This window comes from Paenibacillus sp. HGF5 (genome assembly GCF_000204455.1).
GTDB classification, from domain to species: Bacteria; Bacillota; Bacilli; order Paenibacillales; family Paenibacillaceae; genus Paenibacillus_AQ; species Paenibacillus_AQ lautus_A.
This window is the reverse complement of the sequence record NZ_AEXS01000100.1, coordinates 15,525-41,624: the sequence shown is the minus strand read 5'-3', so window position 1 is coordinate 41,624 and position 26,100 is coordinate 15,525. Positions and strand designations below refer to the sequence as shown.

Sequence of the window (26,100 nt, the reverse complement as noted above, 5' to 3'; positions counted from 1 at the left end):
TTCGAGAACGTGGTTACCCCAAGCTTCGTATGGTCCGCGAGAACGATGCCTTCCTCCGCACGCGCAAGCATTTTTCGCGAGATGTAGGCTTCGTCCAGATCATAATCGGTAATGCCATCGGTTAACGAGATCCCGCCAACCGAGATAAACGCTTTATTTACCTTGAACTGCTCCAGCAGCATTTCGGTAAGAGGACCGGTTGACGCTTGCTTGTTCCGGTCCATATCTCCGCCGATAAAAATAATCCTCCCCTGAAACATCTCCATCGCGAGGTTCAATATAGGCAGCGAATGGGTGATGACCGTGACATGAGGCCGGTCCTTAAGATAGCGCATGACCTCAATCGTGGTCGTCCCGTTATCAAGCAGAACGGTTTCGCCATCCTTGACAAGGGAGGCGGCGAGTTTGCCGATCGCGGCTTTTTCTTCCGCGCATGTCTGGGAACGACTGGTAAAGGACGGCTCGATATGCCCGGAACGCGATTTGACGGCGCCGCCGTAAACCTTGCGCAGCTGGCCTTCTTTCTCTAACCGGTCCAAATCCCTCCGGATCGTTTCGGCGGATACCTCCAGCTGTTCTGCCAAGGCGTGGACCTTCACCTTGCCTTCAAGCTCTAATTGATTCAAAATCTTCCCTCTGCGCTCCTCATAGGTTACGGACATAAATGCATTCGCCTCCATGTGATATATGACTGATGATGACCGAAGTTGTGGATTCGATCTTATATTAGGATGGATAATTGACGATGTCAACAAATATCATTGACTTCTGGGCATTTCCTCCTCTAATATACACATAAAACCACAACAACCAACATGAAAACCGCATGTCCAAGTAAAGGAGGCAATGTGCGATGAAGCCGATTCTTCGATTCGGAGACGATCATACCTTCAAGATCGTGCAGTTTACAGATATTCATTGGAAGAATGGGGAGCCGGAGGATCTGATGAGCCGGCGCTGCATGGAGACGGTGCTCGACCTGGAGCAGCCCGATCTGGTGGTGTTTACGGGCGATCTTATTTATTCCGGCGAAGCCGACACCGGTTATAGAAAGTGCCAGGATCCGGGGCAGGCCTTCAAGGATGCCGTGTCTGCGGTGGAGTCCCGCGGAATCCGCTGGGCCTTCGTATTCGGGAATCACGATACGGAGGGCGAGATCACGCGCGAAGAGCTGATGGATGTCGCCATGCAGCACGCTTATAACTGCGCAGAGCACGGCTCGCCGGATATTCATGGCGTAGGAAATTATACGCTGCCTTTATACGGCAGCAACGGAGAAGAGACGGCGGCCGTTTTGTACTTCTTCGACTCAGGGAGAGAGTCCGAACACCCTGCCGTTCCGGGGTACGATTGGATCCGGCGCGACCAGATCCGGTGGTATGAAATGGCGTCCCGGGCATACAGCGTCAAGCATCAGGGGAACCCGCTGCCGTCATTGGCTTTTTTTCATATCCCGCTGCCGGAGTATCGCGAGGTGTGGGAGCGGAAGACGTGTTATGGCAGCAAGTTTGAGAGGGTGTGTTGTCCGGAGGTGAATACCGGGCTGTTCGCGGCGATGCTCGAGCGAGGGGATGTGATGGGAACGTTCGCAGGACATGATCACATCAATGATTATTGGGGTGAACTGCACGGCATCCGCCTCTGCTACGGCAGAGCGACCGGGTATGGCACATATGGCCGTGAAGGCATGCTCCGGGGGGCAAGGGTCATTCGCCTGCATGAAGGAGAGCGGCAGTTCGACACTTGGATCACGCTGAGCGACGGCTCGCAGATCCGGGAGCAGGAGAAGCATGAACCCGGGACGTCTGACTGATACACAACACGCATAGCAGTAACAAACACACCTCTTATGAACATGGCGGTTATGAACCCGACCATTTCATGAGAGGTGTGTCTGTTTGCGTTATTTTCCCTGTCCGTTCGTAAGCATGCGCAGCAGCAGCTCCGCTCTGGGAGGCGCATAGCTCGGATCCTCCTGGGACTTCAGCGTCATTAATCCCGACAGCACGGATAAATAACAGGCCGCCAGTTCTCTCAGATCGCCAGCCGCGATCTCTCCTGCCTGCTGTCCGGCTTCGAACAGCGGCATGAGCTGATCCACGAAGGCATGGATGGAATAGCTCTCGATTATCTGTTTGGCCTCTTCCGGCACGCCATCCGAGGTGCGTGCTTGCTGAATCAGCATGAAGTGCGAATTATCGTCCTCTTGAAGAATCATGGAGGTCAGCAATGTAATTTTCTCAAGAGGGGTACCGGGCACGTCATAGATGTCGGAGAGCGCGTGCCGTGCCTCATCCATTGACCACTGTACGAGCGTAATGAACAACTCGTCTTTGGATTTGAAGTAATGATAAAGCAGGCCGTGACTGACTCCGGCTTCGGCGGCGATCATGCTCATTTTGGTTCCGAAAATACCTCTTTTTGAGAATACTTTGATGGCTGCTCGCATGATTTGTTCTTTTCGTTCGTCGCGTATTTGATGCAGTTGTTCTTCATTTAACGGGGCCATTTCTTGTCAATCCCTCACCATGGTATTCTCTTGCTGATATCCACAATAACGCATTTGGATTATTCGGGCAATCCCATGGTTAAGGGCAGGAATTCCGTATTGAAAGCGGGGATGATCTGTTCCAATAGCTCCTCCAGCGGCACACCGGCCTCTTCCAGCACTTGATGGAGCCAAGCGTTACCCTGTCCGGAACAATCCGCATTCACGATGGCGGCGATGCTTTTAGCATTAAACAGATCATTAGGCGAAGCGAGCAGGCCGGTGACCATCATGTACTGCTCAAATACGGCCATGTCGTGATGGCTGTAAGCCAGTTCCTGGCATATGTCGAACAGCCTCTGGGCAAAAGAAAACCCTTGGGCGGACAAGCGTCCTTCGTATTTCACGCCTGCCCATCTTAGATCAGCTGCTGCACTAAGCCACCATGCAGGTTCTATGGCGGATTGAATCTCCTGAAGTGCCGAACGCTCGAATCCCTGTTCAAGCTGGACTCCTTCCTGCTTAGACTGCAAGCAGCGGTCCAGCGTATCTGCCTGGATGGCCGCCACCGTCATGCCTTGGCCGAATATCGGATCGAAGCTGCAGAAGGCATCGCCAAGCACTAGAAGACCGGAGGGCCAGTCCTCCATCTCCTCGAAGTGCTGTCTCACGCACTCTTCGATCCGGTAGCCCCGCGGACTCGAGACAGGCTCCAACTGCTCAAGCAAGTTTCCGATGGCGGGTCCGAATAGATCTTGGGCTTCCTGATTGTACAGATCGCTTTCGGTTGTCGGATAAGATGCCCCTCCCGCTCGATACAGCACGATTTCCGCAAGCTGATTCTCGATCGGATTGAAGACGGCCGTGCCGATGCCGAGGGCGGGGTCTCCTTCGTTCACAATGGTGCTCCACGCCGCATGGATTTCCTTAGGCACCTTATAATGCCGCGTGCTGTAGCCAAGAGAGATGTGCAGCCGTTCAGCCTCCGGTATCGCATAACCGAGGTCCTGCAGCCAATCAGCCAGCTTGGACCCGCGACCGCTTGTATCCACGACGATATCCGCATTCATATGAAGGAGCGCCGTCTCTTTAGCGCTTCTGTCCCGGAACACAACGCCGGTAACGGCCTTCTTGCCGGCGTCAAACAGCAATTGTTGCGCTGTCAGTTTCGGTAAGAGAGTAACGTTTGGCAGCGTAGCCACTCTGCTGCGAAGGGTCCACTCCAGCAGGGATCGGCTGCATCCCGCATTGGGCTCATCAGGCAGTTCCAGCGTGCCGAAACGGTTGGTCATTTTAACGGACTTTTGCGCTCGGGGGTGAGCACCCTGCTGAAGCAGTTCCTCGGTTATGCCGGGGAACCAGCGTTCAACGATCATTTTGCCGCGTTCAAGAAAACGGTGGGGATGATAAGCCTGCGGCGTCCCGGCTCGATTCTCAGGACCTGCGGGAAATTCATCCCGATCGGCGATGACCACCTCCTCATAATGCCTCGATAACACGTTGGCGGTGAATAGTCCGGCTATGCCTCCACCAAGAATCAGCGCTTTTCCTTTGGAATTCATTTGATTACCTCCAATGTAGATTGATTTAGTCAGTCAATAATAAACGAAAAAAATACCATCTGATTTTCTGACTTGGACGAAGGTGACGGACTGATCGGGAGTGAGCCGCCGAAGAATTAGCGAGAAGTTGTAGCTCTTTTCGTTTCTCTAAATTATGATTGATTCAATCAGTCAATTATAAGATAGAGGGATTTCATGGATATGTCAATCCCGTTTTGTGTAAAAGAAGCGTGAATTGCCTATAACTCCCCTTGTGTTCCCCTCGGAATTTTGGGACAATAAGGAGTGGACTATGAATAGAAAGAGGACCAATCAATGAACAAACCATCCATTTATGGATTAACATTAGATCAGTTGACGGCTTGGCTAGGCGAGCGTGGACATAAGAAATTTCGGGCAACGCAGGTGTGGGAATGGCTGTATCGGAAGCGGGTTACGTCTTTTTCCGATATGACGGATGTGCATCCGGAATGTCTGCAGCTGCTCGAGGAACATTATACGATCCTGACCTTGGAGGAGCATACCAAGCAGGAGTCTCTGGACGGCACGGTTAAGTTTCTGTTCAAGCTGGTGGACGGCAACCTGATCGAGACCGTATTGATGCGGCATAAATTCGGATTGTCGGTGTGCGTGACCACACAGGTCGGGTGCAATATCGGCTGCAGCTTCTGCGCCAGCGGGTTGCTGAAGAAGAGCCGGGATTTGTCCGCAGCGGAAATCGTGGAGCAGGTCATGCAGGTTCAGCTTCACTTGGATCGGAGAGGCAGCAGCGAACGGGTCAGCCATCTCGTCGTGATGGGGATCGGGGAGCCGTTTGACAATTATGAGAACATGTCGGATTTCATCCGCGTGATCAAGGATCATAAAGGGCTTGCGATTGGCCCTCGTCATATTACGGTATCGACCAGCGGGCTGGCTAACAAAATCGTCGAGTTCGCGGACAGCGATCTGGGCGTGAACCTCGCGATTTCCCTGCATGCGCCGAACGACGAGATCCGGACCCGCATCATGAAGATCAACAAAGCGATTCCGATCGAGAAGCTGATGGCCGCGATTGATTACTATTTGGAAAAAACAAATCGCCGCATCACGCTGGAGTACATCCTGCTGAAGGATGTGAACGATCAGCGGGAGCATGCGCTCGAGCTGGCCGAGCTCGTGGGCGAGCGCCGCAATCTGGCGAACGTGAACCTCATTCCGTACAACCCGGTGGATGAGCACAGCCAGTACCAGCGCAGCACCAAAGAATCGATCACCGGGTTTTACGATACCTTAAAGAAACAGGGCATCAGCTGCAGCGTGCGGCTGGAGCATGGCACGGACATCGACGCAGCCTGCGGGCAGCTGCGCAGCAAGCAGATCAAGAAAGCTCAGTAACAAGCAGACAACGGCATCGTTGGAGGCATTACCAACGCACCATAAGTTGCCGAGTAGTAAGGGCGTATCCATTCGTATGGGTATGCTCTTCTTAAATTGGGGCCGGTAGGTGGCCTGTATGAATCCATTGCGAGAGGAATGAGCAGAAATGCCGGAGATCCATCCAATCATCAAAAAGCTGCAGTACAAGGACCTCGGCCAGCCGGTGCTGATGCTTAACGCACCGCAGGCCTATCAAGAGGTCATCATCTCCCTGCAGGGAGATGTTCATACGGAGCCTGTGCAAGCACCTTACGACTTCGTGCAGGCCTTTGGGACAAGCAATGAAGAATTGCGGCGGCTGGCCGAGATTGCTGCCGGCTCCGTGGCGGACAACGGCCTGCTCTGGCTGTGTTACCCCAAGAAGACGTCCAAGACGTACAAGAACTCCGATTGCAGCCGGGAGAGCGTTACGGGCATCCTTGCCGACGAAGGCTACGAGCCCGTTCGGCAGATCGCCATCGACGAGGATTGGTCCGCCTTGCGTTACCGCAAAGCGGAGCTGATCAAGACGATGACCCGATCGTTCGCCGCAACCGCGAAGGGGAAGGAACGGACCGGTCAAGAGGATGATAAATGATCGGCATCAGTCGTTTATAGCCCGATCAGCAAAATGACCCCTGTGAGGGTCATTTTTCTTAATGCGTTCTTTTCTTTTTTGGCGGGCGCCCGCTTGTGTATAATAAGCAGAGTGATAGAAAGGGTGGGAATATGTTAACGATCAAAGAATACAGCGTCGAGCTGGTGAAGGACCCGTTTGGTATCCTGACCGGCAAGCGCTTTGAGTTTGTATGCGATTTGGACGTGCCGGAGGATGACGAGCTCTATTCGGAGCATGGCGTCTACCTGCGAGTGATCTACCTGGATGATGAGGACGCTTCGCGTATCGTCAAATACGATTTCTATGAGCGCACAACGGATCAGTATCTGGATTTTGATATGGAGCCCGAGGAAGAGGAAGAACTCACGGCTTTTTGCAGGGAGCATTTGCAGGAAGAAGCCTAAGGCAAGATGATGCGGATAGAAAAGCGCCGTTGAGGGCTTCATTGCTCATCCCGTGTGAAACTTGCGTGTTATGCGTCACCTTAAAAAGCAGCAAACTGCTCAAGAAGGTCTTGCAAAGATTTCGTGGTTTTGGTAAAGTTATACACAACTTAGGATGAACGGAGGGTTACGTATGTTGGATTATTCCCGATTGAGATCTTTTCGCGGCTAATGAAATAGCGCTAAAGAGACCTGCACAGTTGCAGGGTAATCGGGATGGGTCCGTCTTTTTTACGTAACCCATTTTTATGATATGTCTATAGGAATGCATGTTTTTTCATGTGCGGGATAAGAGGTATGCTCACCTTCCCGTATTTGAACGTGTATTCGAGTAGGCATTTCCAGGAACGGTGGACGGTAAGGTCCCGTTTCGGTTACCCAGCACAGGCAGCTCGTTGCCTGTGCTTTTTTTGTTGTGATGACGGCCTATTACGATATCAATGAAATATGGAAGGGATGGATTCCTTATGACAATAGCTAAGCCCAATGACGATTATACGCAAGTGATCCAAGAGATGCTGGAGATAGCCGGTAAGCACGGGGTGAATTTGAATTCCGAAGGCATTGAGATGAATGAATCCGGGATGGACTTTCTCGTTGGATTTGCGGAGGAGGCCAAGACCGGGGCAAGGTGGATCCTGCGTAAGCCGAGAAGAACGGATGTGCTGGACAGGGCGGATAATGAGGCGCGGGTCCTGAAGCTGATCCAGTCCCATCTGCCGGTCGACGTGCCGGATTGGCGCATATATACGCCGGAGCTCATCGCCTATCCGCTGCTCGGCGGGCAGCCTGCCGCTTCCGTCAGTATGGAAGGTTATGCTTTTAATATGGATGCCGAGAATCCGGGTGAGCCGTTCGTTCACTCCCTGGCTGAGGCTCTGGTCGCCCTGCATGGAATCGACCACGATGCAGCCCGAGCCGCAGGCCTGCGGGTAAAAAGCCCCCAAGAAGTTCGCGAGGAGACTGCCCGAAACATGGACGACATCAAGGGCCGCCTAGGCGTTTCCGAAACGCTCTGGGAGAGGTGGCAGAAGTGGCTGGGAGACGACTCCTACTGGCCAACGCATTCCGCGCTGATCCACGGAGATCTTCATCCGCCGCATATCCTGATTGATGAGCGCGTGCGGGTTACCGGGCTGCTGGATTGGACGGAGTCGGAGGTAGCCAGTCCCGCCAAAGATTTCGTGCTGTACTATGCCATATACGGCGAGGATAATCTTCGTGTCCTGTTGGAACGGTATGAACAAGCGGGAGGAGTGGTATGGCCGCGCATGTTCGACCATATTGTCGAGCAGCATGCGGCTTATCCCGTGCTGATCGCCCAGTTCGCGCTCCTCGCGGGTCAGGAAGAATATATGACGATGGCGCGGAATGCGCTGGGCTTGACGGAGCAAGCTGGTTCGAATTAAGAGGGCGGGCATAGGCGAGGTGCCCGATGCACCCTGATTCCGCAGAAATTAAAGAGCCAACCGACGCATACATTCGGTTGGCTCTTTGCATGATATAAATAACAGAATTCAACATAATTTTGGATGAGCCGTAGGACATATAATGAAATCGTGGTGAAATAAGAAGTAGGTTTAACGTATTTTACTCCATTTCGTAACGCAATTTACATACCTGTAAACCTCTTGGAAGAGTAAATATGTTATCCTAGACATACTAAACTTACATACATCATTCATTAAGGAGGGATTGACCGTGAATATTGAGGTACGTTTATGCCCGAAGGAACAGTCATTTATTCTGCATAACATATATCCGCTGTACTTGCATGACATTGCTGAGATATGGGGGGTCCGTCCTAACCGGTTCGGTGTTTTTGAAAAAGAGGAAGTGCCGACCTTAAGCGAACAGAGCAAACAGCTCGATGTATGGTGGGAGCAGCCATCGGTTCTTTTTCCTTATCTGATCACCGTGGATGGCATAGCGGCGGGATTGGCCCTGGTGGCAACGACGCCATACATTCCATCGCCGAATATCCAGTACTATTTGAATGATTTTTTTGTGCTTCGGACTTTTCGAAGACAAGGTGTAGCCCAACGAGCGGCTGAGCTTGTGTTCGATCATTTCCAAGGCGCATGGGAGCTTCAGACGAATCCGACCGAGCGCAATATGAGCACCCAGATTTTTTGGCGCAAAACGTTAAACACGTACACGGGCGGACGGTATACGGAACATGATGGCGTCCATCCGGAGAAGGGGGATATGCTGGTCTTCCGTTTTAATAACAAATAAGACGAGGACTTTAGCATCCTATTTGGAACAGGGCTTGACAGCTGAATACTGCCGGGATAAACGGAGTTAAATTTTTCGAAAAATGCTAGGATGAGGACGCCAAGATCGCAAAGGATGCTGAATCAGAGAACTGCTGGGCGGTGCGAAGCAGTCAGCGGCGATGAATGGCCATCACCTCGGAGCAGATCCGCCGATCGTTTATGTTGAGGCGTATCCGGGTTTACCCAGCCGTTACCATGGGGCATCATTGATGGATGATGACAAGAGTGCGTGCTCGGCTAGCCGGCACGAATCAGGGTGGTAACGCGGAGACAAGGCTCCGTCCCTACAGGGGACGGGGCTTTTTTGTGTTCTCTGGGCTGCTGGAGACGCCAAAAAGGCGGCAGGTCCGTGCGATCGGTCCACCGCTTGGGTCTGGCAGAGAAAGATTATGGGAAGAGAGAGGGATGAATCATGTTAACGAAGCTGATGCCACAGGACGAGGCGCTGTGCCGGGAAGAATTTATTCGGGATGAGGTATCGTACAACCTGATCCATCTCATTGCCGGGTCGCCGCAGCGTATAGGCCTGAAATCGCCGGACGGACGCATGATCTATGCGCAGTCGCCCCGCGGGAACGCCTGGTTATGGATATCCCGGGACGTTACCATGGATCGACGGCAGGCTCTGCTACGAGAACTGGTCAGCGAGCTGGGGGAAGCAGCCCTGCCGGGCGTGACGGGAGAACCGGGCGTGGCCGGGCAGTTCGCCAGCTGCTACGCAGAGGAGCGCCATGGAGCCTATCGTCATCAGATGACGATGGAGGCTTACCATGCCCCTGCCGTGAAGAGCCCTTATGGCGTCGAGGGGAAGATCAGAAGGGCCGCTAAGGAAGATACGCAGCAGGTGGCCCGGTTTCTGGTCGGATTCTCGGAGGATGCTTATGGAGTCCGAGCGAATGCGGCAAGCCAGGTCGAGGCAGCGCAGCGGCTCATCCGGGATGGCGGATTATATGTATGGACGGCCGGCGGCAAAACGGTATCGATGGCCAACATTGCGCACCGGTCGCCAAGGCACGGCCGCATCAACGCGGTGTACACGCCGAGGGAGGAACGAAAAAAAGGGTATGCCAGCGCATTGGTTGCAGACCTTGGATCTATCCTGCTGCAGGAGGGATTGGTTCCCATGCTGTACGCCGACCAGGCCAACCCGGACTCCAACCGGCTGTATCAACATGTCGGGTTTACCCGATGCGGGACGATTAGCGACCTCAAGTTTGTCCACAATGGATAACAAAGCCCCGATGCGGCACGCTTGGACAAAGCTGGGGAAGACGAGGGGCCTCAACAAGTGTTATTCTATAAAGGTAGCTAGAAAATGCCGGGCCCGATTGGACAGGACATGATCCCTGAGCCAAACAATGCCCACGTCCGATTGGAAATCAGCGCTTGTAATGGACAGCGTCCGGATGTTGGGAATCGCGAAGGAGGACATGACCGACTCGGGCAAAATGGTGGCGCCAATGCCTTCGGCTACCAAAGCGACGATAATGGCAACGCTGGAGCATTCGCATATGACGCGCGGTTCAAGTTCGCCGCGTTTGAATTCTTGAATGACCCGCTCATGCATCCCGATCGTCTGATCGGTTTTTAAGGACAGGAACGGATACTCCGCCAGCTCGCGCATCGAGATTTCCGAATGGGAGGCAATGTTCTCCCAGCTGCTTGGAATGACCGCGACGAACGGGTCGGAGGGCAGGGGCTGAACGGCATAACGCTCGGGCCCGAAGCTGGATTCGAACGGAAGCCGGGTCACGGCGAGCTCGATATTGCGCTTGTCGAGCTGATCGGCCAGCAGGGAGTGGTCGCCTTCCCGAATCTTGAAGGTGACCTCGGGATATTGCTGCCGGAAGATATGGATGCGCTGAGGCAGGAGCGAAATGCAGGAGACGACGGCACCGATGGAGAGCATGCCGCGGACTCCCGCGTGGATCTCTTTCACCTCGGTCAGCGTTTCATTGAATTGGTTCAGCAGGGAGGCGGCCCTGTTCTGCAGCAGCTCGCCTGCGTGGGTGAGCTGAAGCTGCTTGCCGCTGCGTTCAAACAGCAGCACGCCGAGTTCTTCCTCCATCAGCTTCAGCTGACGGCTTAATGGAGGCTGCTCCATGTTAAGCTGTTTAGCCGCACGCGTGATCTGTCCTTCCTGGGCGATCGTCAGGAAATATCGCAGCTGCCGAATGTCCATTTTTCATACCCCCTCTCCATACCTTAAAGGTATGGTATCCCTATAAATCAGATATTTTTAATATAGGGCATCGATTGATATGATTCAACTAATAACGTTTGCAAAATAAGGAGATGTGTGCACATGACTTACGCGATATCCGTGGAATTAACGACCACCCCGAAGGAGAAGCCGAGCCATCATAAACAGGCTTTCGGCACGGTATTTACGGATCATATGTTTATTCTGGACTATGACGCCAGCAAAGGCTGGCACGACCCGCGCGTCGTCCCGTACCAGCCGATCGAACTTGACCCTGCCGCCAAAGTATTTCACTACGGCCAGACCGTATTCGAAGGCTTGAAGGCTTACCTGACGGAAGATCAGCGGATCCTCATGTTCCGCCCGAACAAAAATATTCAGCGGCTGAACCTGTCCAACCAGCGCCTGAGCATTCCGACATTGGATGAAGGGCTTGTGATGGAAGCGCTCAAGCAGCTCGTGCTTGTGGATCGGGACTGGATTCCTTCCGAGCCGGGCACATCGCTCTATATCCGTCCGTTTGTCATCGCAACCGAGCCCGTGCTCGGCGTAGCGCCGTCGCTGCAATACAAGTTCATGATCATCCTGTCGGTCGTCGGTTCGTATTATGCGGAAGGCATCAATCCAGTCAGCATCTACGTGGAGCCGAAATACGTGCGTGCCGTTGCCGGGGGCGTGGGCAATGCCAAGACGGCCGGCAACTATGCGGCAGGTTTGAAGGCGCAGGATGAAGCCACCCTCAAGGGATATTCGCAGGTGCTGTGGCTCGATGGCGTGCACCGCAAATATATCGAGGAAGTCGGCAGCATGAACGTGTTCTTCAAGATCGGCGATAAGGTGATAACGCCGGCGCTGAACGGAAGCATCCTGGATGGGGTTACCCGGAACTCCGTCATTCAGCTGCTGCAGCATTGGAACATCCCCGTGGAAGAGCGGGCCCTTTCCATCGACGAAATCGTGGAGGCTCACCGCAGCGGCTTGTTGACCGAGGCATTTGGCACCGGCACCGCAGCGGTGATATCGCCGATCGGTTCACTGGAATGGCAGGAGGAGCAATTGGTGATTGGCGAGGGAGCGACCGGCGAGCTATCCAAACGCGTTTATGATGCCATCACGGGCATCCAGCTCGGAAACGTTGAGGATCCGTTCGGCTGGACGGTTGAGCTTCCGTTATCTTAATGCACCTGTAAGGACCCGCCCCAGGCATACTGGGGGCGGGTCCTTTTTTTTCTACAGGCAAGAATAAGGCTTCCGTGGTTTATCTTCTATCTCGCCAAGAAAGACCCTCGCAACTTGCGGTGTATCCTCTGAGCGTAAACGTCGATCCATGTTTTTCTTAAGAGAGGCGCTCATGTTACGATGTGAGTACATCGTTGACACGTTGATTTACGAGGCATGGAGGTGCAATTGAAGTGAATCGTCCGCAAAGCGTCGTTCCGGACGCCATAGATTTTACGAACGCTGCCTTTCCGTTTACCGCGTCGACCACGCACGGCATATTCGCCGGAGCCCAGCGCCTGCATTGGCATCATGCATTGGAGCTTAACTATATTCAGGGCGGAACCGGTTTTATTCTGATCAACGGGATGAAGCTCCCGTTTCGGCAGGGGGATATCATATTCATCAACAGCAATGATCTGCATCGCGCGTATGAGACCGATAACCTGGTCATGGACGTCATTATGTTCGAGCCTTCCCTGCTGTCCATCGATCTCAAGTTCGACCCGGACCTGATGGCTCCCTTCCGCTCGCTCGGAAACGTAGACAGGCAATCTCCCGTGCACGATGAACTGGCCCGGCTGCTTCGGCGCATGATGGAGGAATATGAAGCCCGGGGGACCTCTTATATGAGCCTGATCCGTTCGGATCTCATTCGTTTCCTGAGTTTGGCGAACCGCCATCTGTCGTCTCCGGCTAAGGAGCACAGGCCGATCAAGGGCAGGGGGATGCACGCATTAAAAGAAGTCCTGCGCACGATGGAGCTTCATCTGGACTACGGCTGGACGCTGCAGGAGCTGTCGGATTTAACGCATCTGAGCCCTTCCCGGTTCAGCGCCCTGTTCCAGCAGGCCGTCGGAACCTCACCGCATCATTATCTGATCCAGCTGCGCTTGACCCATGCCGTGCACCTGCTGGAGACGACGGACCAGAAGATTATCGAGATCGCGGAAACCTGCGGGTTCCGGAACCTGTCCAATTTCAATCGTCTGTTCAAGCAACATGTCGGGGCTTCGCCAAGCGAGATCCGGGAGCGCGCTTATGCAGGCAGTCCCATGATCCCCTCCGCCACGAGTTCCAAGAAACAGTAAGATAGTATCACTCCTTGATCGTATAACAGTAGATGGCAACCTGTGGAAGCGGTATCTTAAACATATACCACCACATGACGCCCCCGTTGGGCGGGTAGGAGTGAAGTCCATGAGTTTGTATCTGGGTGTGGATGCCGGCGGCAGCAAAACGCATGCCGTCATCTGCGATGAACAAGGGAATATCCTTGGCAAGGGAGCGTCCGGCAACGGCAATCACCAGATTCACCGTGAGCATGCGGCCCGTAACATTGAGGAGGCCTGCAACCGGGCGCTTCAAGAGGCTGGAGCTGCCAAGGAAGATATCAGTTATGCCTATTTCGGCCTGGCCGGAGCCGATCGGGAAGCCGATTACGAGATCCTGCGCCCGATGATCGGGGCACTTGGATATCCGAGACATGCTATCGCATGCGATACGATCATCGGGATGAGGGCAGGAACGAGCCGTCCGTATGGCGCCGCATTGATCTGCGGTACGGGATTCAACAGCGCCGCCCGTAACCGTGCGGGGGAAGAACTGCAGTATGGCGGCTTCGGTTTCTTGTACGGAGATGGATATGCGGGCGGATCAGGGTTTGCGACGCTGGCCTTCCGGGCGGTTATTCGAGCCTGGGATGAGCGGGGACCGGCAACCTTGTTGACGTCGCTCGTTCTGGAGCAGATGGGATATACGTCCGTCGAACCGATGTACGAGGATGTTCTCTACGGCAGGATGAAGGTTCCGCCAAGTTTGGTGAAGACGCTGTTTCAAGCGGCTGAAGCGGGCGACGAGGTGGCAACCTGGATCCTCGAGAACGAAGGCGAAGAGCTGGCCAATGCGGTATGCACGCTGATCCGGCGGCTGGACATGGAGGACGAAGCCTTCGACATCGTTTATATCGGCAGCGTGCTGAACAGGCCGAACAGCTCGATCCTGACGGATGCAGTCGAACGTATCGTTGCGGTCCGTGCACCCCATGCATCCTGCGTAAGGCTGACATCCGATCCGGTTTCCGGCGCGTTGCTGTGCGCGATGGATGCCGACGGTCATGCCGTTGATGTTGAGACGGAGGCCAAACTGAAAGCATTTACGTTTGAGCAGGTAACCACAGCCTGACAGCAGATCGTTGTAATAGAGCGTAATAGATCCGGATCGAAACGAATTGATATCATACCTTGGAGGCGATTAACGTGGCAGCAGGATTGAAGATAGCGGTCATCGGGGGAGGTTCCTCCTATACCCCGGAAATTGTAGAAGGTTTCATTCGCAATTATGAGCAAATGCCGATTCGCGAACTATGGTTCGTTGATATTGAAGAGGGCAAGCATAAGCTGGAGATCGTGGGCAATTTGGCTAAACGCATGGTCAAGGAATCGGGTCTGCCGATCGAGGTTCATCTGACGCTGGATCGGAGGCAGGCGATTGCGGGTGCCGATTTCGTGACGACCCAGATGCGCGTTGGTTTGCTGGCGGCTCGCAAGCAGGATGAGCATATTCCGATTAAACACGGCGTCATCGGCCAGGAGACGACGGGGCCGGGAGGCATGCTGAAGGCGCTGCGCACGGTTCCGGTGATTCTGGACATTTGCCGCGACATCGAAGAGCTGGCACCGAATGCGTGGATGCTGAACTTCACGAATCCGGCAGGCATCGTCACCGAGGCGGTTGCGAAGCACAGCAAGGTCAAATCCGTCGGTCTGTGCAACTCCCCGATTAACTTTCAGAAGTTCCTGGCGGCGGAGTACGGCGTGTCGGAGAGGGACGTTCTGGCCGAGTTTGTCGGGATCAACCATCTCCATTGGGTGACGTCGGCGATCGTCAACGGTGATGAGAAAATGCCGGAGTTGCTGGACGGCGGAAAATCGTATACGGCGAAGAACGTGCCGACCTTCGGCTGGGACGCGGATTTTATCCGTTCGCTTGGGGCGATTCCGACGTATTATCTTAAATATTTCTACATGACCGATACGATGTTCGCGGACATGAAGGCCTCGCTGGAGAAGGACGGAACCCGGGCGGACGTGGTCAGCCGGGTAGAGGAGGAGCTGTTCGAGCTCTACAAGGACGAGAATTTGGCCATGAAGCCGAAGCAGCTGGAGCAGCGCGGCGGCGCTTATTACTCCGAAGCGGCCGTCAACCTGATGACGTCCATTTATAATGACCGTCATGATATTCAGACGCTGAACGTTTCCAACGGCAATATCTACGATTTCCTGCCTGCGGACGCCAGCATCGAGATCAATTGCGTGGTTACGGGTCAAGGGCCCATACCGCTGGCGCCGCAAAAGGTTCCTTCCCATGTGAAGGGACTGATGCATGCGGTGAAAGTGTACGAACAATTGACGATCGAAGCCGCCATTACGGGTGATCGCGGCATTGCGCTGCAGGCGCTGGTTCACCATCCGCTGGTGCCGTCCGTAACCGTAGCGAAGCAGCTGCTCGATGAAATGCTGGAGGCGAACAAAAAGTACTTGCCGGCTTTTTTTAAGCCGGAGGCCGTGGTGTAAGGCGGAATGAAATCAAACGTGCGGTTATGATATAACAACCTTGCAAACCCCTCTTCGTAATTGAAGAGGGGTTTTATTCATAGGAGTTCCGAAACCAAATCAATGAATGATATGAATGTCCGGATTGGATTCATTCCTGTCACATCTCGATGCCCTCGCCCGTCATACCCGTATAAAACGAGAAAGGGATGATGATGGATGCTACAATATGACGTTGCCGTTATAGGTGGAGGCGTAGCGGGTTTAACAGCAGCAATCTATGCGGCGAGAGCCGGGAAGCAAACAATACTCGTTGAAAAGCAGGAACGTTTGGGGGGGCGGGCCATGACCCATAAGAAGAAGGGAGCCTACTTCAATCTGGGCGGGCATGCCTTATATCATGGAGATGCTCTTTCAACCTTTCGCGAATTAGGGCTCCAATTGCCGGGGGGTCAACCTTCTGTTGACGGGTACGGAATTTGGAAAGGGAAACTAAGTCCGTTACCCATGGGCGTGAAATCTCTATTCACCACCCCTCTATTATCCTGGAGGGGCAAAATGGAGCTCGGTGCTTGGCTTGCGAAATTAGGTAAACTGGATACGCAGTTGTACGACAAGATGAGTGTGCGCGAATGGATTGAAGGCAACGTGCAGGATCCCATGGTACGAAATTTATTCTATTCGCTATTGCGTACGGCGAGTTATGTGGTAGCTCCTGACCTGCAGGCGGCCGGTCCCGTACTGCAGCAGCTTAAGCACGCGCTGAAGGGGGTATTGTATCTGGATCGGGGCTGGGGGGCCATGGTCGATGAATTAAAACAAAAGGCTCTGGAGCACGGAGTTCAAATCGTAACGAAGAATAAAGTCATTTCGGTTGATCATTACGAGGGAAAGGTACGGCACGTCCTTTGCGGCGATGGCATGAAGATAGAAGCCAATCATATTATTCTTACCACGCCTCCAGCTGTCGCCCACGAACTGGTGCCCCATGCAGAAGAAACCGCTCTGCATACGTGGAAGGAGCAGGCGGTGGAAGTGACGGCGGCTTGCTTGGATGTAGCCCTGCGTCGTCTTCCGGAGCCGAAGCAGCAGTTTGTGTACGGCCTCGATCAAACCGTCTTTCTCTCGAATCAATCCCGAGCGGCTTACCTGAGTGAAGATGGCGCACAAGTCATAACCTTGATTAAGTATCAGGGCAAGGAGAAGGACGCAAGAAGGGATTTGCAGGAATTAGAAGGAACCTTGGATTTGGTTCAGCCGGGTTGGCGCGACGAGCTCGTTGCGAAACAATACCTTCCTAGCATCACGGTTTGCCACGATTTTATGCATGTGAAACGCCAGGAGAACCCGGGTCCAGCCGTCCCTGAAATCATCGGGTTATATGTAGCGGGAGAATGGGCAGCGCATGGCGAACTCTTGGTTGATGCTGCAACGGCAAGCGCCAAGCGGGCCGTACAGCATATACTCTCGCTTGAAAGTGAGGAAAGGACCCCGAATGAGCACAGAGTCATTGTATAAAAGCTATCGATCCGCTCTTTTCTCGTTAGCTTACCGGATGCTGGGAAGTGTGATGGATGCGGAAGATATCGTCCAAGAGGCCTTCATCAGCTATAACCAATTGCCCCACCCGGAGGACATTCGCAATGAGAGAGCGTTTCTGTACAAAATCGTAACGAATCGCTGCTTGGATTTGCTGCGCTCTTCTGCCAAAAAGCGCGAGCTGTACGTCGGTCCCTGGCTGCCGGAACCCCTGATCGAGAATATGGAGTCAGAGACGGACCCTTCTCTTATCGTAGAGCAGCAAGAGTCCATTTCTACAGCATACCTGCTGCTCCTTCAGCAGCTTAACGCGGTGGAAAGAGCCGTTTTTCTTCTCCGCGAGATTTTCCATTATTCCTATGACGAAATTGCTGAAATCCTGGGGAAAAGCAGTGCGAATTGCCGTCAAATCTTCCGCCGTGCTAAAGGCAGCATTCATTTTGATCCTGATCAGAGACCCTCGATCTCGGTGGCGGAGGCGCAGATCAAGGATTTTGTGGATTCCCTTTTACAGGGGAACACGAATAAGCTGCTGGAGCTGTTAAGCGAAAATGTCGTGCTCTACTCGGACGGCGGCGGTAAAGTCAGAGCGGCACAAATACCTGTGGTTGGAGTCCATAAAGTGATCCAATTGCATCTGAACCTGCTTAAAATGTATGAAGGACAATATGTGTACTCTTATCTTACCGTCAATGGTCTGCCGGGAATACGGATCCGGTTGGATCACGGTGTCCAATTTATTTATTCTTTTGCTTTTAAAAACAATCGGATCGAAACGATGTATACCGTGGCGAATCCGGATAAACTCAGACATATACAGCTGCCGTGATACAAAAAGCAGGGCTGATTTAAGATCATGGGATCTTAGTCGGCCCTGCTGCTGTCTAATGCCAAGGAATTTTCAGGAGATACTCCTCGCGGAGTCACTCCAGCATTTCATCTGCTTACTCATCGTGGTCCAGCCAGTCAAGCTTATGGCCGGCAGGCTGCTGTTCTGCAGCAAAGTAATCCGTTATACGCCTGAATATGCCATGAAGCCGCCGTCCACGGGAATCACCGTTCCCGTGACGAAGCCGGAGGTCTGATCGTCCACGAGCCAGAGCAGGGTGCCCAGGAGGTCCTCCGGCACGCCGAACCGTCTCATGGGGGTATGGGAGATGATTTTATGAGAGCGCTCGGTTAATGAACCGTCGCTATGAGTCAGCAGATTGCGGTTCTGCTCGGTCAGGAAGAAGCCCGGCGCGATCGCGTTCACGCGAATGCCCGATTCCGCGAGATGAACGGACAGCCACTGCGTGAAATTGTTGATGGCCGCCTTGGCTGCGCTGTAAGCCGGCACCTTGGTCATTGGGCTGGGTGCGCTCATGGACGAGACATTCAGCACGACGGCCCCGGGACGCCCCAGCATCCCTTCCGCGAAGATTTGCGTCGGTATCAGCGTGCCGATGAAGTTCAAATCGAACACGCTGCGGAAGCCCGGCACGCTTAACCCGAAGAAGGTTGTCACATCGGGCTGCCCTACATCTTCCGGACGGAAAATCTCGTTGGTTGTATTCGCGTCTTTCCGGTTGCCGCCGGCTCCGTTAATCAGGATATCGCAGGGTCCGAAAGACTCGCGCACAGCTTTTTCCGCTTGCCGGACGCTGTCCACATCCGTTACATCGCAGGGAACGGCAATCGCCGTACCGCCGGCAGCCGTAATTTCATCGGCCACCTGCTGCCCTTTCTCGGCCGTACGATTCAAGACGGCCACCTGGGCACCTTGCCGCCCCAGCTCAAGAGCCATCGCCCGGCACAATACGCCGGAGCCGCCCGTAATGACAACCGTCTTCCCGTTTAATGACGGATGAATGGGAAGGGATGGCGTCACTTGCGGTGCGGATTCAACAGAAGCTCCGCTTGATCCGGGTTCGGATGAACCCGATGCATGGATATTTGCCTCACTCATTGTACGGCCTCCTTCAGCTCACCTGAACTTCCTGCGCGCTCCCGGCTGTAAGCGTCCCACAGCCCCCAGAGATACATAATGCCCAAGGCGCGGTCATACAGGCCGTAACCCGGACGGCACTGCTCGCCCCAGATATGCCGCCCGTGATCGGGCCTTACGTATCCGGTGAAACCGTTGTCATGATAGGCCTGCACAATGCCGGAAATATCGACGGTACCGTCCTCGGTACGATGGGACGTTTCGATGAAATCGCCGTTCTCGTAAACGCGTACGTTCCGGATATGCGCGAACGGAATCCGGTCGTGGAACTCATGGATCATGGAGACGATGTCATTGTCCGGATTGGCGCCAAGCGAGCCGCTGCATAAGGTCAGGCTGTTCGCCGGGCTATCGTAGAGCTGCAGGAATCTCCGGAGATTTTCCTGGCTGGTGATGACCCGCGGCAGGCCGAAGATCGGCCAAGGCGGATCATCCGGGTGAATGGCCATTCGGATGCCGTTCTTCTCGGCAGCCGGAATGACGGCGCTTAAGAAATATTCGAGATTGCGCCACAGGTCCTCCTCGGTAACGCCGCGGTACGCTTCGAACAGGGAGGTCAGATGCGCCAAACGCTCCGGCTCCCAACCCGGCATGGTGAGCGCGCTGTTCCGGTTGATCGTCTGAACCAGCTCCATCGGATCGATGCCGTGGATTTTGGCCTTCTCGAAGAAGAGGGCCGTCGAACCATCAGGGGTCTGTTTATGAAGATCGGTTCTAGCCCAATCGAACACCGGCATGAAATTGTAGCAGATGACTTTGACGCCAACCTGGCCCAATTTCTCAATCGTCCGGATATAGTTGGCTATGTACTGATCCCGGGAAGGAAGGCCGAGTTTGATGTCCTCGTGCACATTCACGCTTTCCACGACGTCAATATGAAGCCCGTACGCTTTGGCTTGGTCCGCAATTTCCTCAATTCGCTCCATCGGCCATTCCTCGCCGACGGGAATATCGTGAAGTGCCCATACGATGCCCTCCACGCCGGGGATTTGTCTAATCTGATCCAGCGAGACCGTATCGTTGCCCTCGCCGAACCATCTGAATACCATGCGCATTTCTTCACCGCCCTTTACAAGTTTAAGGAGTTAACGCAAAGCTGCTGGGAATTTTGCAGTTACGAGTGTAACGCCAAGATGGAAGCCGTGACGAGTAAGGGTCTTTCGCGGGTAACGGCTTATTTAAAATAATCGGGATGCTTCTCTTTCAGCACGGCCAGATTGGAGATAATCAGGCTGAGATGCTGCTGCATTTCCCGTTCGGCGTGATCGGCGTCATGACGCGAAATCGCGTCCGCGATCTCCCGATGCTGCTCGTAAAGGTTAGTCCAATTCGGATCGGCAGACAGCCATAACATCCGGCTCCGGTTCAGATGAGCGTTCATCTGCTGCAGCACGTTCCATGTGCCGACCTTGCGGCAGCCTTCGAACAGAATACGGTGGAAGGCCTCATCCAGCTCAAACATGTGCTTGCCGTCATGCTTCTCGATGCTCTCGCGCTGCTCGGACAGATTTCGCTCCAGCTCGGCGAATTTCTCCTCGGGGAAGCTTTCGCAGGCAAGCCGGACGACGGCTTTCTCCAGCTGCTCGCGCATGAAGCGCGCTTCCTCGACCAGCTCCGAATCGATGAGCGAGACGCGCGTGCCGCGCTGAGGAAGCACAACCACAAGGTCCTCCTGGGCCAATCGGACGAAGCTTTCCCGCACCGGCGTCCGGCTGACCTCGAAGGAAAGGGAAACCTCCTTCTCGGACAGAGCCGTTCCCGGGGGCAGCTCGAGACTGACAATCTGCTGCTTCAGCCGGGAGTACACGATATGTCCGGCCGATCCTGGCTGTAATCGCAAAGATTCTACCACTGCATCACCTCCTAATGTATTCCATACTACCATACTTGTATGGTAGTATGGAACTGAAAATCGAAATAAGAATCGGAGGGGAATCATATGAGCCGTTTGGACACGGAAAATCTGCTGCTGAACAGCAACAGCGCGAAGAAACTTTTTTATGATTATGCGGAAGGGATGCCGATATTCGATTACCACAACCATCTAAACCCGAAGGATATTGCCATCAACCGGCAGTTCGATAACCTGACGGAGCTATGGCTGGAGGGGGACCATTACAAATGGAGGGCGATGCGCTGGCTTGGCGTCGACGAAGAGCTGATTACAGGCAGCGCCAGTCCTGAAGCGAAGTTCATGGCCTGGGCGGAATGCGTTCCGCGATTGGTCGGCAATCCGCTTTATCACTGGACCCATCTGGAGTTGACCCGCTATTTCGGGATTCAAGAGCGGTTGACCGCAGAGAATGCCAAGGAGATCTGGGACGCTTGCAATGAGCAGCTGAAGGCCCCTGTCTTGCGGGCAGGCGGAATTCTGGAGAAATTCAAGGTCAACGTGGCCTGCACGACGGATGATCCCGTCGATTCGCTGGAGTTTCACCGGGCCATTCGGGATCAGGGGGAATTATCCACCGTCGTGGCCCCCGCATTCCGGCCGGATCGGGTGCTGGATATCATGAACGCGGACTTCTCCTCCTATGTACGGACGTTGGGAACCACCGCAGGTATAGACGTGGACACCTATCAGGGATTGCTGGATGCCCTGCAGGAGCGGATTCAATATTTCCATGACCATGGCTGCCGCCTGTCGGATCACGGCTTTGGCGTTTTTCCTTATGAACAGGCCGACGTTAAAGAAGTTGCGGATATTTACGGCAAAGCCATCGACGGAGGCAGCCTAACCCCGCTCGAGGAACGGAAATACCGCACCCATACCCTGCTCAAGCTGGGGGAAATGTATCATGCCAAGGGCTGGACCATGCAGCTGCACATTGGGGCGATTCGGAACAATAATGCGCGGATGTTCGCGAAGATCGGCAAGGACAGCGGGTATGACTCGATTCTCGATTTCCATCTGGCGGAAAGCCTGAACGGATTCCTGAGCAGGCTCGACAGGAACGATCAGCTGCCGAAAACCATTGTGTACAGCCTGTATTCCTCGCATTACGAAATGATCGCTACCACGATCGGGAATTTCCAGTCGGCCGGCGTCGAGGGCAAGCTTCAGCTCGGTTCCGCTTGGTGGTTCCACGATCAGAAGGAAGGGATGCTGAAGCAGCTCACCGCGCTGTCTTCCATGGGGCTGATCAGCACCTTTGTCGGCATGCTGACCGATTCCAGGAGCTTTATGTCGTTCCCGCGGCATGAATATTTCCGGAGAGTGCTGTGCCGCCTGTTCGGCGATTGGATCAAGGAAGGGGAACTGCCCGCGGATTATGAATATATCGGTGCCATCATCCAGGATATTTGCTACCACAATGCCGAGCGTTATTTTCAAATTCATTGACAATTGCGTGCAGAGCAGGAACAATAGATTTACTATATGAAAGCGTTTCCTGATGAACAGATAGAATATCTGTTACAGGCAGATGTGCGCGAAAAGGCGAGGGGGACATACCGTGCAAGGGAACCGGGCGATATTGGTGGATGACGAGGTGTTTACGCGCAAAGGGCTCCTGAAGCTGATTGATTGGGAAGCCTGCGGCTTTCACATTGTGGATGAGGCGGATAACGGGGAAGACGCGCTGGAACTGATTGAACGGCTTCGGCCGGATGTGGTCATCACCGATATCCGCATGCCGGTGCTGGATGGACTCGAGCTGATCAGACGCGTCGTCACGGACGATATCGTGAAGCCGTATTTCATTATTGTAAGCGGATACGATGACTTCAACTATGCCCAGCAGGCTGTCCGTTACGGGGTGCATGATTTCATTCTGAAACCGATTGACGAGACGGAATTCAGTCAGGCGCTGGTCCGGCTCAGCGAAAGGCTGGAGTCGGACCGCGAGGCACGCTCGCGGGAAGAGAAGCTGTTGTCGGGCGCCTTGATGGAATCGCTCATTATAGGGGAGGCGGATGAGAGTCTGCTGCAGGAATGGGAGCGGCGTCTTGAGCTCCGGCCGGAAGACCGTCTGTTCTATGTCTTTGTCGAACGGAATGACCATCCGCCGGCTTCGGCTAACGACAATGACGGGGGCGACTTCAAGGACAGGGTGGAAACAGCCCTTCTTGCGATCTCGAATGGAGAACAGCCCTTCTATCTGCATGAGCACCGCAACCGCATCGGCATCATCGTTCCGGGAAGCATCCTGCAATCATTCCAGGGTTGTCAGCGTGGATTTGCTAGGCGCCTTCAGCAATCGCTCGCCGATTCGAAGCACGAAAGAATCTTCGTCTATTTTGGCCGGCCGGTTTCACGTCTGTCCCTCGTCCAGGATGCCTACGAAACGGCCAAGCAATCGCTCCTATACAAGTACATCTATGATGAGAGCGGCATCGTGATCCATGAAGAAGCCGCGGTGCATGATCTGCAATACATCGGGCTGGAGGATCGCCTTTACCAGCAGCTGCTGGAGCAGATCGAGGAGCTGCATTTCGAGAAGCTGGAGGAGACGATTCGTTCGCTGTTCGAATCCTTCCAGGAGAAGCTGCATGCTCCCGAAGCGGTGAAGACGGCGATCAACCAATGCGTGCTGGGCGTGGTCCGTGTGCTCAGCAGCATGGACGGGGATCAAAGCCGGCTGTCCAGTCTCGAGCCGATGACCGAGTGGCATGACCGCAACTTGTCGCTTCAGGGGCTGAAGCGGTTGTTCACGGATTTTGCGATTGAGAGCGCGAACTATATCGGGCAGCTTCGCAAGGAACAGCACAAGGGCGGAATCCAGAAGATCCGGGCTTATATTGAGGCCCATTATCATGAGAATATCAGTCTGAAGGGCATTGCCGGGAAGTTTTACATGAACCCGGTTTACCTGGGTCAGCTGTTCAAAAAAGCGTACGGCATGTATTTTAATGATTTTTTGCTCCAGCTGCGCGTGAACGAAGCCAAGCGATTGCTGCGCCAGACGGATCTGCGCATCTATGAGGTGGCGGAGCGGGTCGGCTTCGGCAATCCGGACTATTTCGTGACGCAATTCGAGAAGATTGAGCGGATGACGCCAAGCGAGTACCGGAACCGCTTGATGAAGGAGGCCGCGTCCGAAGGGACGAATGCATGAAGCCGAGCCTGAATAATGTCCGTCTGCGGGACAAGATGCTGCTGCTTTATTTCCTGGCCGTCTTTTTGCCGATCCTGATTACCAACCTCATCTTCTACAATGTGACGTCCGGCAGCGTAAGGGAGCAGCGGATCCAGGATATTACCGTAGCGCTTGAACAGATGAAGAACGAGTTCCGCCGTGAAGTCGAGGACGCCTTGGAGATCTCCTCGGTCTTCTACACGGACGTTCAATTGAACGAGATCGTAGAAACGGTGTACGATCATCCAGCCGATTATATCGAGGCTTATGATACTTATCTCCGCCGCATATTGAATTCGGGCAGCGCCGTATACAATTCGGTCAGCGAAATTACGGTGTATGTCGACAATCCGACCCTGCTGTATTCCGGCGGCATCAATTATATCGATGGCCAGGTGAAGGAAGAGGCTTGGTACAAGGCGATCGCGGGCAAGAACGTAACCCAGCCGATCGTGATGCGTACGGGCGAGAACGGCCAATTGGACAGCTTCAGCATCATCCGAAGCATGAATTATTTCAGCTCCCAGGATGACCACACGAAGTATCTCAAGATCGATATGCGGATGCCTTCGATCCGGCAGATCATGAGCAATCTGAATGTGCAGGGCAAAGTGTATCTGCTGAGCGGGGCAGGGAATATTGAATATACTACAGACCCGAAGGTCGATGTCACGCAGGGCGCTGTACCGTACAGCAGCATCGCGCATGGCGACAGGTTTCTGGAGTTTCATACCGATACGTTCACGACCAACAATCTGAACACCTGGACGATCATGGCGGTGACGCCGGAGGATGTGGTGCTGCGCGACGTGCATCAGTCCTTGCGGTTCGTCATTGTGCTGACCTGCCTGAATTTTCTGCTTCCGAGCCTGGTGATTGTTTGGATCAGCCGTTCCCTTAACGTACGACTTGTACGGATTCTCAAACATATGAAGAAGGTCAAGAACCAGAATTACGACACCATCCAAGAGGCTGAGGCACGTGACGAGATCGGTCAGCTGACGGGTGAATTCAACCGGATGACCTTGCAACTCAAGAGCCTGATCAATGACGTGTACGTGGCGGATATCCAGAAGAAGAATTTGGAGCTGCAGCGGCGGCACGCGCAATTGAATGCGCTGCAGAGCCAGATTAATCCGCACTTCCTCTTTAATGCCCTGGAGACGATCCGCATGCGCAGCCTGATGAAGGATGAGGATGAGACGGCTAGGATCATTCATAATATGGCGAAGATCTTCCGCAATTCGCTCGTTTGGAAAAAAGACATGGTGACGCTCAAGGAGGAAGTGGAGTTCATCCATTGTTTCCTTGAAATCCAGAAATACCGGTTTGGCGACAAAATCGATTATTCGGTTCATGCTCCAGCCGAAGAGGGCCACCTGCAAATACCGAAAATGGCCATCGTCACGTTTGTGGAGAATGCCAGCATTCACGGCATCGAGCCGCTCAAGCACGGGGGGCGCATTGAAGTTCGGGTTGTGCGCGAGGGCCAATCCCTGATCTGTACCATTCAGGATAACGGGGCAGGCATGCCCGCGGAGAAGGTGGAACGCATCTACCGTTATCTCGAGACCGAGGACGAGATGGGAGAGCGGATCGGCATTCAGAATGTGATTTACCGGTTAAAGCTGTACTACGGCAGCCGGTTCCGGTTTGAAATTGACAGCTCGCCTGGACAGGGCACACGGGTCAAACTGTCCATTCCCATTGAAACATAAGGACGGCAAATCCT

At 53.9% G+C, this 26,100-nt stretch carries 23 protein-coding genes; 16 read left to right on the top strand and 7 right to left on the bottom strand.

Going from position 1 to position 26,100, the window contains the following annotated elements:
* Positions 1-662, bottom strand: a 662-nt coding sequence (locus tag HMPREF9412_RS16210) for a DeoR/GlpR family DNA-binding transcription regulator (RefSeq protein WP_009592683.1), incomplete at its 3' end; no start/stop codon positions are given.
* Positions 663-853: 191 nt separating this feature from the next.
* Here HMPREF9412_RS16210 and HMPREF9412_RS16205 point away from each other — a divergent pair.
* Entirely contained in the window at positions 854-1,813 is a 960-nt protein-coding gene (locus HMPREF9412_RS16205; protein ID WP_009592713.1) for a metallophosphoesterase family protein, read from the top strand.
* 90 nt (positions 1,814-1,903) lie between these two features.
* Here HMPREF9412_RS16205 and HMPREF9412_RS16200 read toward each other — a convergent pair whose 3' ends face one another.
* Together HMPREF9412_RS16200 and HMPREF9412_RS16195 are read right to left on the bottom strand one after the other, a co-directional pair.
* Positions 1,904-2,509 carry a TetR/AcrR family transcriptional regulator gene (locus HMPREF9412_RS16200; protein WP_009592706.1) on the bottom strand — a complete coding sequence of 202 codons (606 nt, stop codon included), beginning with the start codon at positions 2,507-2,509 and terminating at the stop codon, positions 1,904-1,906.
* Between the two features lie 59 nt (positions 2,510-2,568).
* Positions 2,569-4,050: an FAD-dependent oxidoreductase gene (locus HMPREF9412_RS16195; protein WP_009592710.1), complete on the bottom strand. Its 1,482-nt coding sequence runs from the start codon at positions 4,048-4,050 to the stop codon at positions 2,569-2,571.
* A gap of 315 nt (positions 4,051-4,365) precedes the next feature.
* Between HMPREF9412_RS16195 and rlmN the strand changes: the two genes are divergently transcribed.
* The 6 genes from rlmN (at position 4,366) to HMPREF9412_RS16165 (ending at position 10,020) form a co-directional block, all read left to right on the top strand.
* Complete coding sequence (rlmN, locus tag HMPREF9412_RS16190; protein ID WP_009592691.1) at positions 4,366-5,427, top strand: 23S rRNA (adenine(2503)-C(2))-methyltransferase RlmN; 1,062 nt, start codon at positions 4,366-4,368, stop codon at positions 5,425-5,427.
* Between the two features lie 148 nt (positions 5,428-5,575).
* The gene (locus HMPREF9412_RS16185; RefSeq protein ID WP_009592717.1) at positions 5,576-6,046 is read left to right on the top strand and encodes a hypothetical protein; all 471 of its coding nucleotides are present in this window, start codon (positions 5,576-5,578) and stop codon (positions 6,044-6,046) included.
* 131 nt (positions 6,047-6,177) lie between these two features.
* On the top strand, positions 6,178-6,471 hold the full coding sequence (locus HMPREF9412_RS16180) for a DUF6509 family protein (protein ID WP_009592692.1): 294 nt from the start codon (positions 6,178-6,180) through the stop codon (positions 6,469-6,471).
* A gap of 506 nt (positions 6,472-6,977) precedes the next feature.
* Positions 6,978-7,919 carry a macrolide 2'-phosphotransferase MphI gene (mphI, locus tag HMPREF9412_RS16175; protein ID WP_009592687.1) on the top strand — a complete coding sequence of 314 codons (942 nt, stop codon included), beginning with the start codon at positions 6,978-6,980 and terminating at the stop codon, positions 7,917-7,919.
* A 292-nt stretch (positions 7,920-8,211) separates the two neighbouring features.
* Positions 8,212-8,748, top strand: coding sequence for a GNAT family N-acetyltransferase (locus HMPREF9412_RS16170; RefSeq protein WP_009592697.1), 537 nt, complete (start codon positions 8,212-8,214; stop codon positions 8,746-8,748).
* A gap of 453 nt (positions 8,749-9,201) precedes the next feature.
* A complete protein-coding gene (locus tag HMPREF9412_RS16165; RefSeq protein WP_009592685.1) occupies positions 9,202-10,020 on the top strand; it encodes a GNAT family N-acetyltransferase in 819 nt (272 codons plus the stop codon).
* A gap of 60 nt (positions 10,021-10,080) precedes the next feature.
* Here HMPREF9412_RS16165 and HMPREF9412_RS16160 read toward each other — a convergent pair whose 3' ends face one another.
* Positions 10,081-10,971 (bottom strand): LysR family transcriptional regulator, encoded by an 891-nt coding sequence (locus tag HMPREF9412_RS16160; protein ID WP_009592712.1) that lies wholly within the window; start codon positions 10,969-10,971, stop codon positions 10,081-10,083.
* Between the two features lie 123 nt (positions 10,972-11,094).
* Between HMPREF9412_RS16160 and HMPREF9412_RS16155 the strand changes: the two genes are divergently transcribed.
* The 6 genes from HMPREF9412_RS16155 to HMPREF9412_RS16130 all read left to right on the top strand — a co-directional run bounded on the left by HMPREF9412_RS16155 (position 11,095) and on the right by HMPREF9412_RS16130 (position 18,132).
* Positions 11,095-12,171, top strand: a complete 1,077-nt coding sequence (locus HMPREF9412_RS16155) for a branched-chain amino acid aminotransferase (RefSeq protein WP_009592682.1) — start codon at positions 11,095-11,097, stop codon at positions 12,169-12,171.
* 233 nt (positions 12,172-12,404) lie between these two features.
* Positions 12,405-13,301, top strand: a complete 897-nt coding sequence (locus HMPREF9412_RS16150; RefSeq protein ID WP_009592714.1) for an AraC family transcriptional regulator — start codon at positions 12,405-12,407, stop codon at positions 13,299-13,301.
* Positions 13,302-13,410: 109 nt separating this feature from the next.
* Entirely contained in the window at positions 13,411-14,394 is a 984-nt protein-coding gene (locus HMPREF9412_RS16145; RefSeq protein WP_009592708.1) for an N-acetylglucosamine kinase, read from the top strand.
* Between the two features lie 74 nt (positions 14,395-14,468).
* Complete coding sequence (locus HMPREF9412_RS16140) at positions 14,469-15,785, top strand: 6-phospho-beta-glucosidase (RefSeq protein WP_009592690.1); 1,317 nt, start codon at positions 14,469-14,471, stop codon at positions 15,783-15,785.
* A 198-nt stretch (positions 15,786-15,983) separates the two neighbouring features.
* Complete coding sequence (locus HMPREF9412_RS16135; protein ID WP_009592698.1) at positions 15,984-17,282, top strand: phytoene desaturase family protein; 1,299 nt, start codon at positions 15,984-15,986, stop codon at positions 17,280-17,282.
* Positions 17,260-18,132, top strand: coding sequence for an RNA polymerase sigma-70 factor (locus tag HMPREF9412_RS16130; protein ID WP_036672475.1), 873 nt, complete (start codon positions 17,260-17,262; stop codon positions 18,130-18,132). The genes HMPREF9412_RS16135 and HMPREF9412_RS16130 overlap by 23 nt, the downstream gene beginning before the upstream one ends.
* A gap of 183 nt (positions 18,133-18,315) precedes the next feature.
* On the opposite strand, the gene HMPREF9412_RS16125 is transcribed toward HMPREF9412_RS16130, so the two are convergent.
* The 3 genes from HMPREF9412_RS16125 to HMPREF9412_RS16115 all read right to left on the bottom strand — a co-directional run bounded on the left by HMPREF9412_RS16125 (position 18,316) and on the right by HMPREF9412_RS16115 (position 21,142).
* Positions 18,316-19,251 carry an SDR family oxidoreductase gene (locus HMPREF9412_RS16125; protein WP_009592699.1) on the bottom strand — a complete coding sequence of 312 codons (936 nt, stop codon included), beginning with the start codon at positions 19,249-19,251 and terminating at the stop codon, positions 18,316-18,318.
* Positions 19,248-20,345 (bottom strand): mannonate dehydratase, encoded by a 1,098-nt coding sequence (gene uxuA, locus HMPREF9412_RS16120; protein ID WP_009592696.1) that lies wholly within the window; start codon positions 20,343-20,345, stop codon positions 19,248-19,250. Before uxuA ends, HMPREF9412_RS16125 begins: the two co-directional genes overlap by 4 nt.
* A 119-nt stretch (positions 20,346-20,464) precedes the next feature.
* Positions 20,465-21,142, bottom strand: coding sequence for a GntR family transcriptional regulator (locus HMPREF9412_RS16115; RefSeq protein ID WP_009592701.1), 678 nt, complete (start codon positions 21,140-21,142; stop codon positions 20,465-20,467).
* 87 nt (positions 21,143-21,229) lie between these two features.
* Between HMPREF9412_RS16115 and uxaC the strand changes: the two genes are divergently transcribed.
* The 3 genes from uxaC to HMPREF9412_RS16100 all read left to right on the top strand — a co-directional run bounded on the left by uxaC (position 21,230) and on the right by HMPREF9412_RS16100 (position 26,086).
* Positions 21,230-22,633 carry a glucuronate isomerase gene (gene uxaC, locus HMPREF9412_RS16110; RefSeq protein ID WP_009592694.1) on the top strand — a complete coding sequence of 468 codons (1,404 nt, stop codon included), beginning with the start codon at positions 21,230-21,232 and terminating at the stop codon, positions 22,631-22,633.
* A gap of 112 nt (positions 22,634-22,745) precedes the next feature.
* Entirely contained in the window at positions 22,746-24,347 is a 1,602-nt protein-coding gene (locus HMPREF9412_RS16105) for a response regulator transcription factor (protein ID WP_009592703.1), read from the top strand.
* On the top strand, positions 24,344-26,086 hold the full coding sequence (locus HMPREF9412_RS16100) for a sensor histidine kinase (RefSeq protein WP_009592705.1): 1,743 nt from the start codon (positions 24,344-24,346) through the stop codon (positions 26,084-26,086). The genes HMPREF9412_RS16105 and HMPREF9412_RS16100 overlap by 4 nt, the downstream gene beginning before the upstream one ends.
* The last annotated feature ends 14 nt before the right edge of the window (positions 26,087-26,100 follow it).

Bases quoted from the DNA above. Each gene is read 5' to 3' on its own strand.
- HMPREF9412_RS16205 (WP_009592713.1), top strand. From the start codon at position 854: ATGAAGCCGATTCTTCGATTCGGAGACGATCATACCTTCAAGATCGTG.
- HMPREF9412_RS16200 (WP_009592706.1), bottom strand. From the start codon at position 2,509: ATGGCCCCGTTAAATGAAGAACAACTGCATCAAATACGCGACGAACGA.
- HMPREF9412_RS16195 (WP_009592710.1), bottom strand. From the start codon at position 4,050: ATGAATTCCAAAGGAAAAGCGCTGATTCTTGGTGGAGGCATAGCCGGA.
- rlmN (WP_009592691.1), top strand. From the start codon at position 4,366: ATGAACAAACCATCCATTTATGGATTAACATTAGATCAGTTGACGGCT.
- HMPREF9412_RS16185 (WP_009592717.1), top strand. From the start codon at position 5,576: ATGCCGGAGATCCATCCAATCATCAAAAAGCTGCAGTACAAGGACCTC.
- HMPREF9412_RS16180 (WP_009592692.1), top strand. From the start codon at position 6,178: ATGTTAACGATCAAAGAATACAGCGTCGAGCTGGTGAAGGACCCGTTT.
- mphI (WP_009592687.1), top strand. From the start codon at position 6,978: ATGACAATAGCTAAGCCCAATGACGATTATACGCAAGTGATCCAAGAG.
- HMPREF9412_RS16165 (WP_009592685.1), top strand. From the start codon at position 9,202: ATGTTAACGAAGCTGATGCCACAGGACGAGGCGCTGTGCCGGGAAGAA.
- HMPREF9412_RS16160 (WP_009592712.1), bottom strand. From the start codon at position 10,971: ATGGACATTCGGCAGCTGCGATATTTCCTGACGATCGCCCAGGAAGGA.
- HMPREF9412_RS16155 (WP_009592682.1), top strand. From the start codon at position 11,095: ATGACTTACGCGATATCCGTGGAATTAACGACCACCCCGAAGGAGAAG.
- HMPREF9412_RS16145 (WP_009592708.1), top strand. From the start codon at position 13,411: ATGAGTTTGTATCTGGGTGTGGATGCCGGCGGCAGCAAAACGCATGCC.
- HMPREF9412_RS16135 (WP_009592698.1), top strand. From the start codon at position 15,984: ATGCTACAATATGACGTTGCCGTTATAGGTGGAGGCGTAGCGGGTTTA.
- HMPREF9412_RS16130 (WP_036672475.1), top strand. From the start codon at position 17,260: ATGAGCACAGAGTCATTGTATAAAAGCTATCGATCCGCTCTTTTCTCG.
- HMPREF9412_RS16125 (WP_009592699.1), bottom strand. From the start codon at position 19,251: ATGAGTGAGGCAAATATCCATGCATCGGGTTCATCCGAACCCGGATCA.
- uxuA (WP_009592696.1), bottom strand. From the start codon at position 20,345: ATGCGCATGGTATTCAGATGGTTCGGCGAGGGCAACGATACGGTCTCG.
- uxaC (WP_009592694.1), top strand. From the start codon at position 21,230: ATGAGCCGTTTGGACACGGAAAATCTGCTGCTGAACAGCAACAGCGCG.
- HMPREF9412_RS16100 (WP_009592705.1), top strand. From the start codon at position 24,344: ATGAAGCCGAGCCTGAATAATGTCCGTCTGCGGGACAAGATGCTGCTG.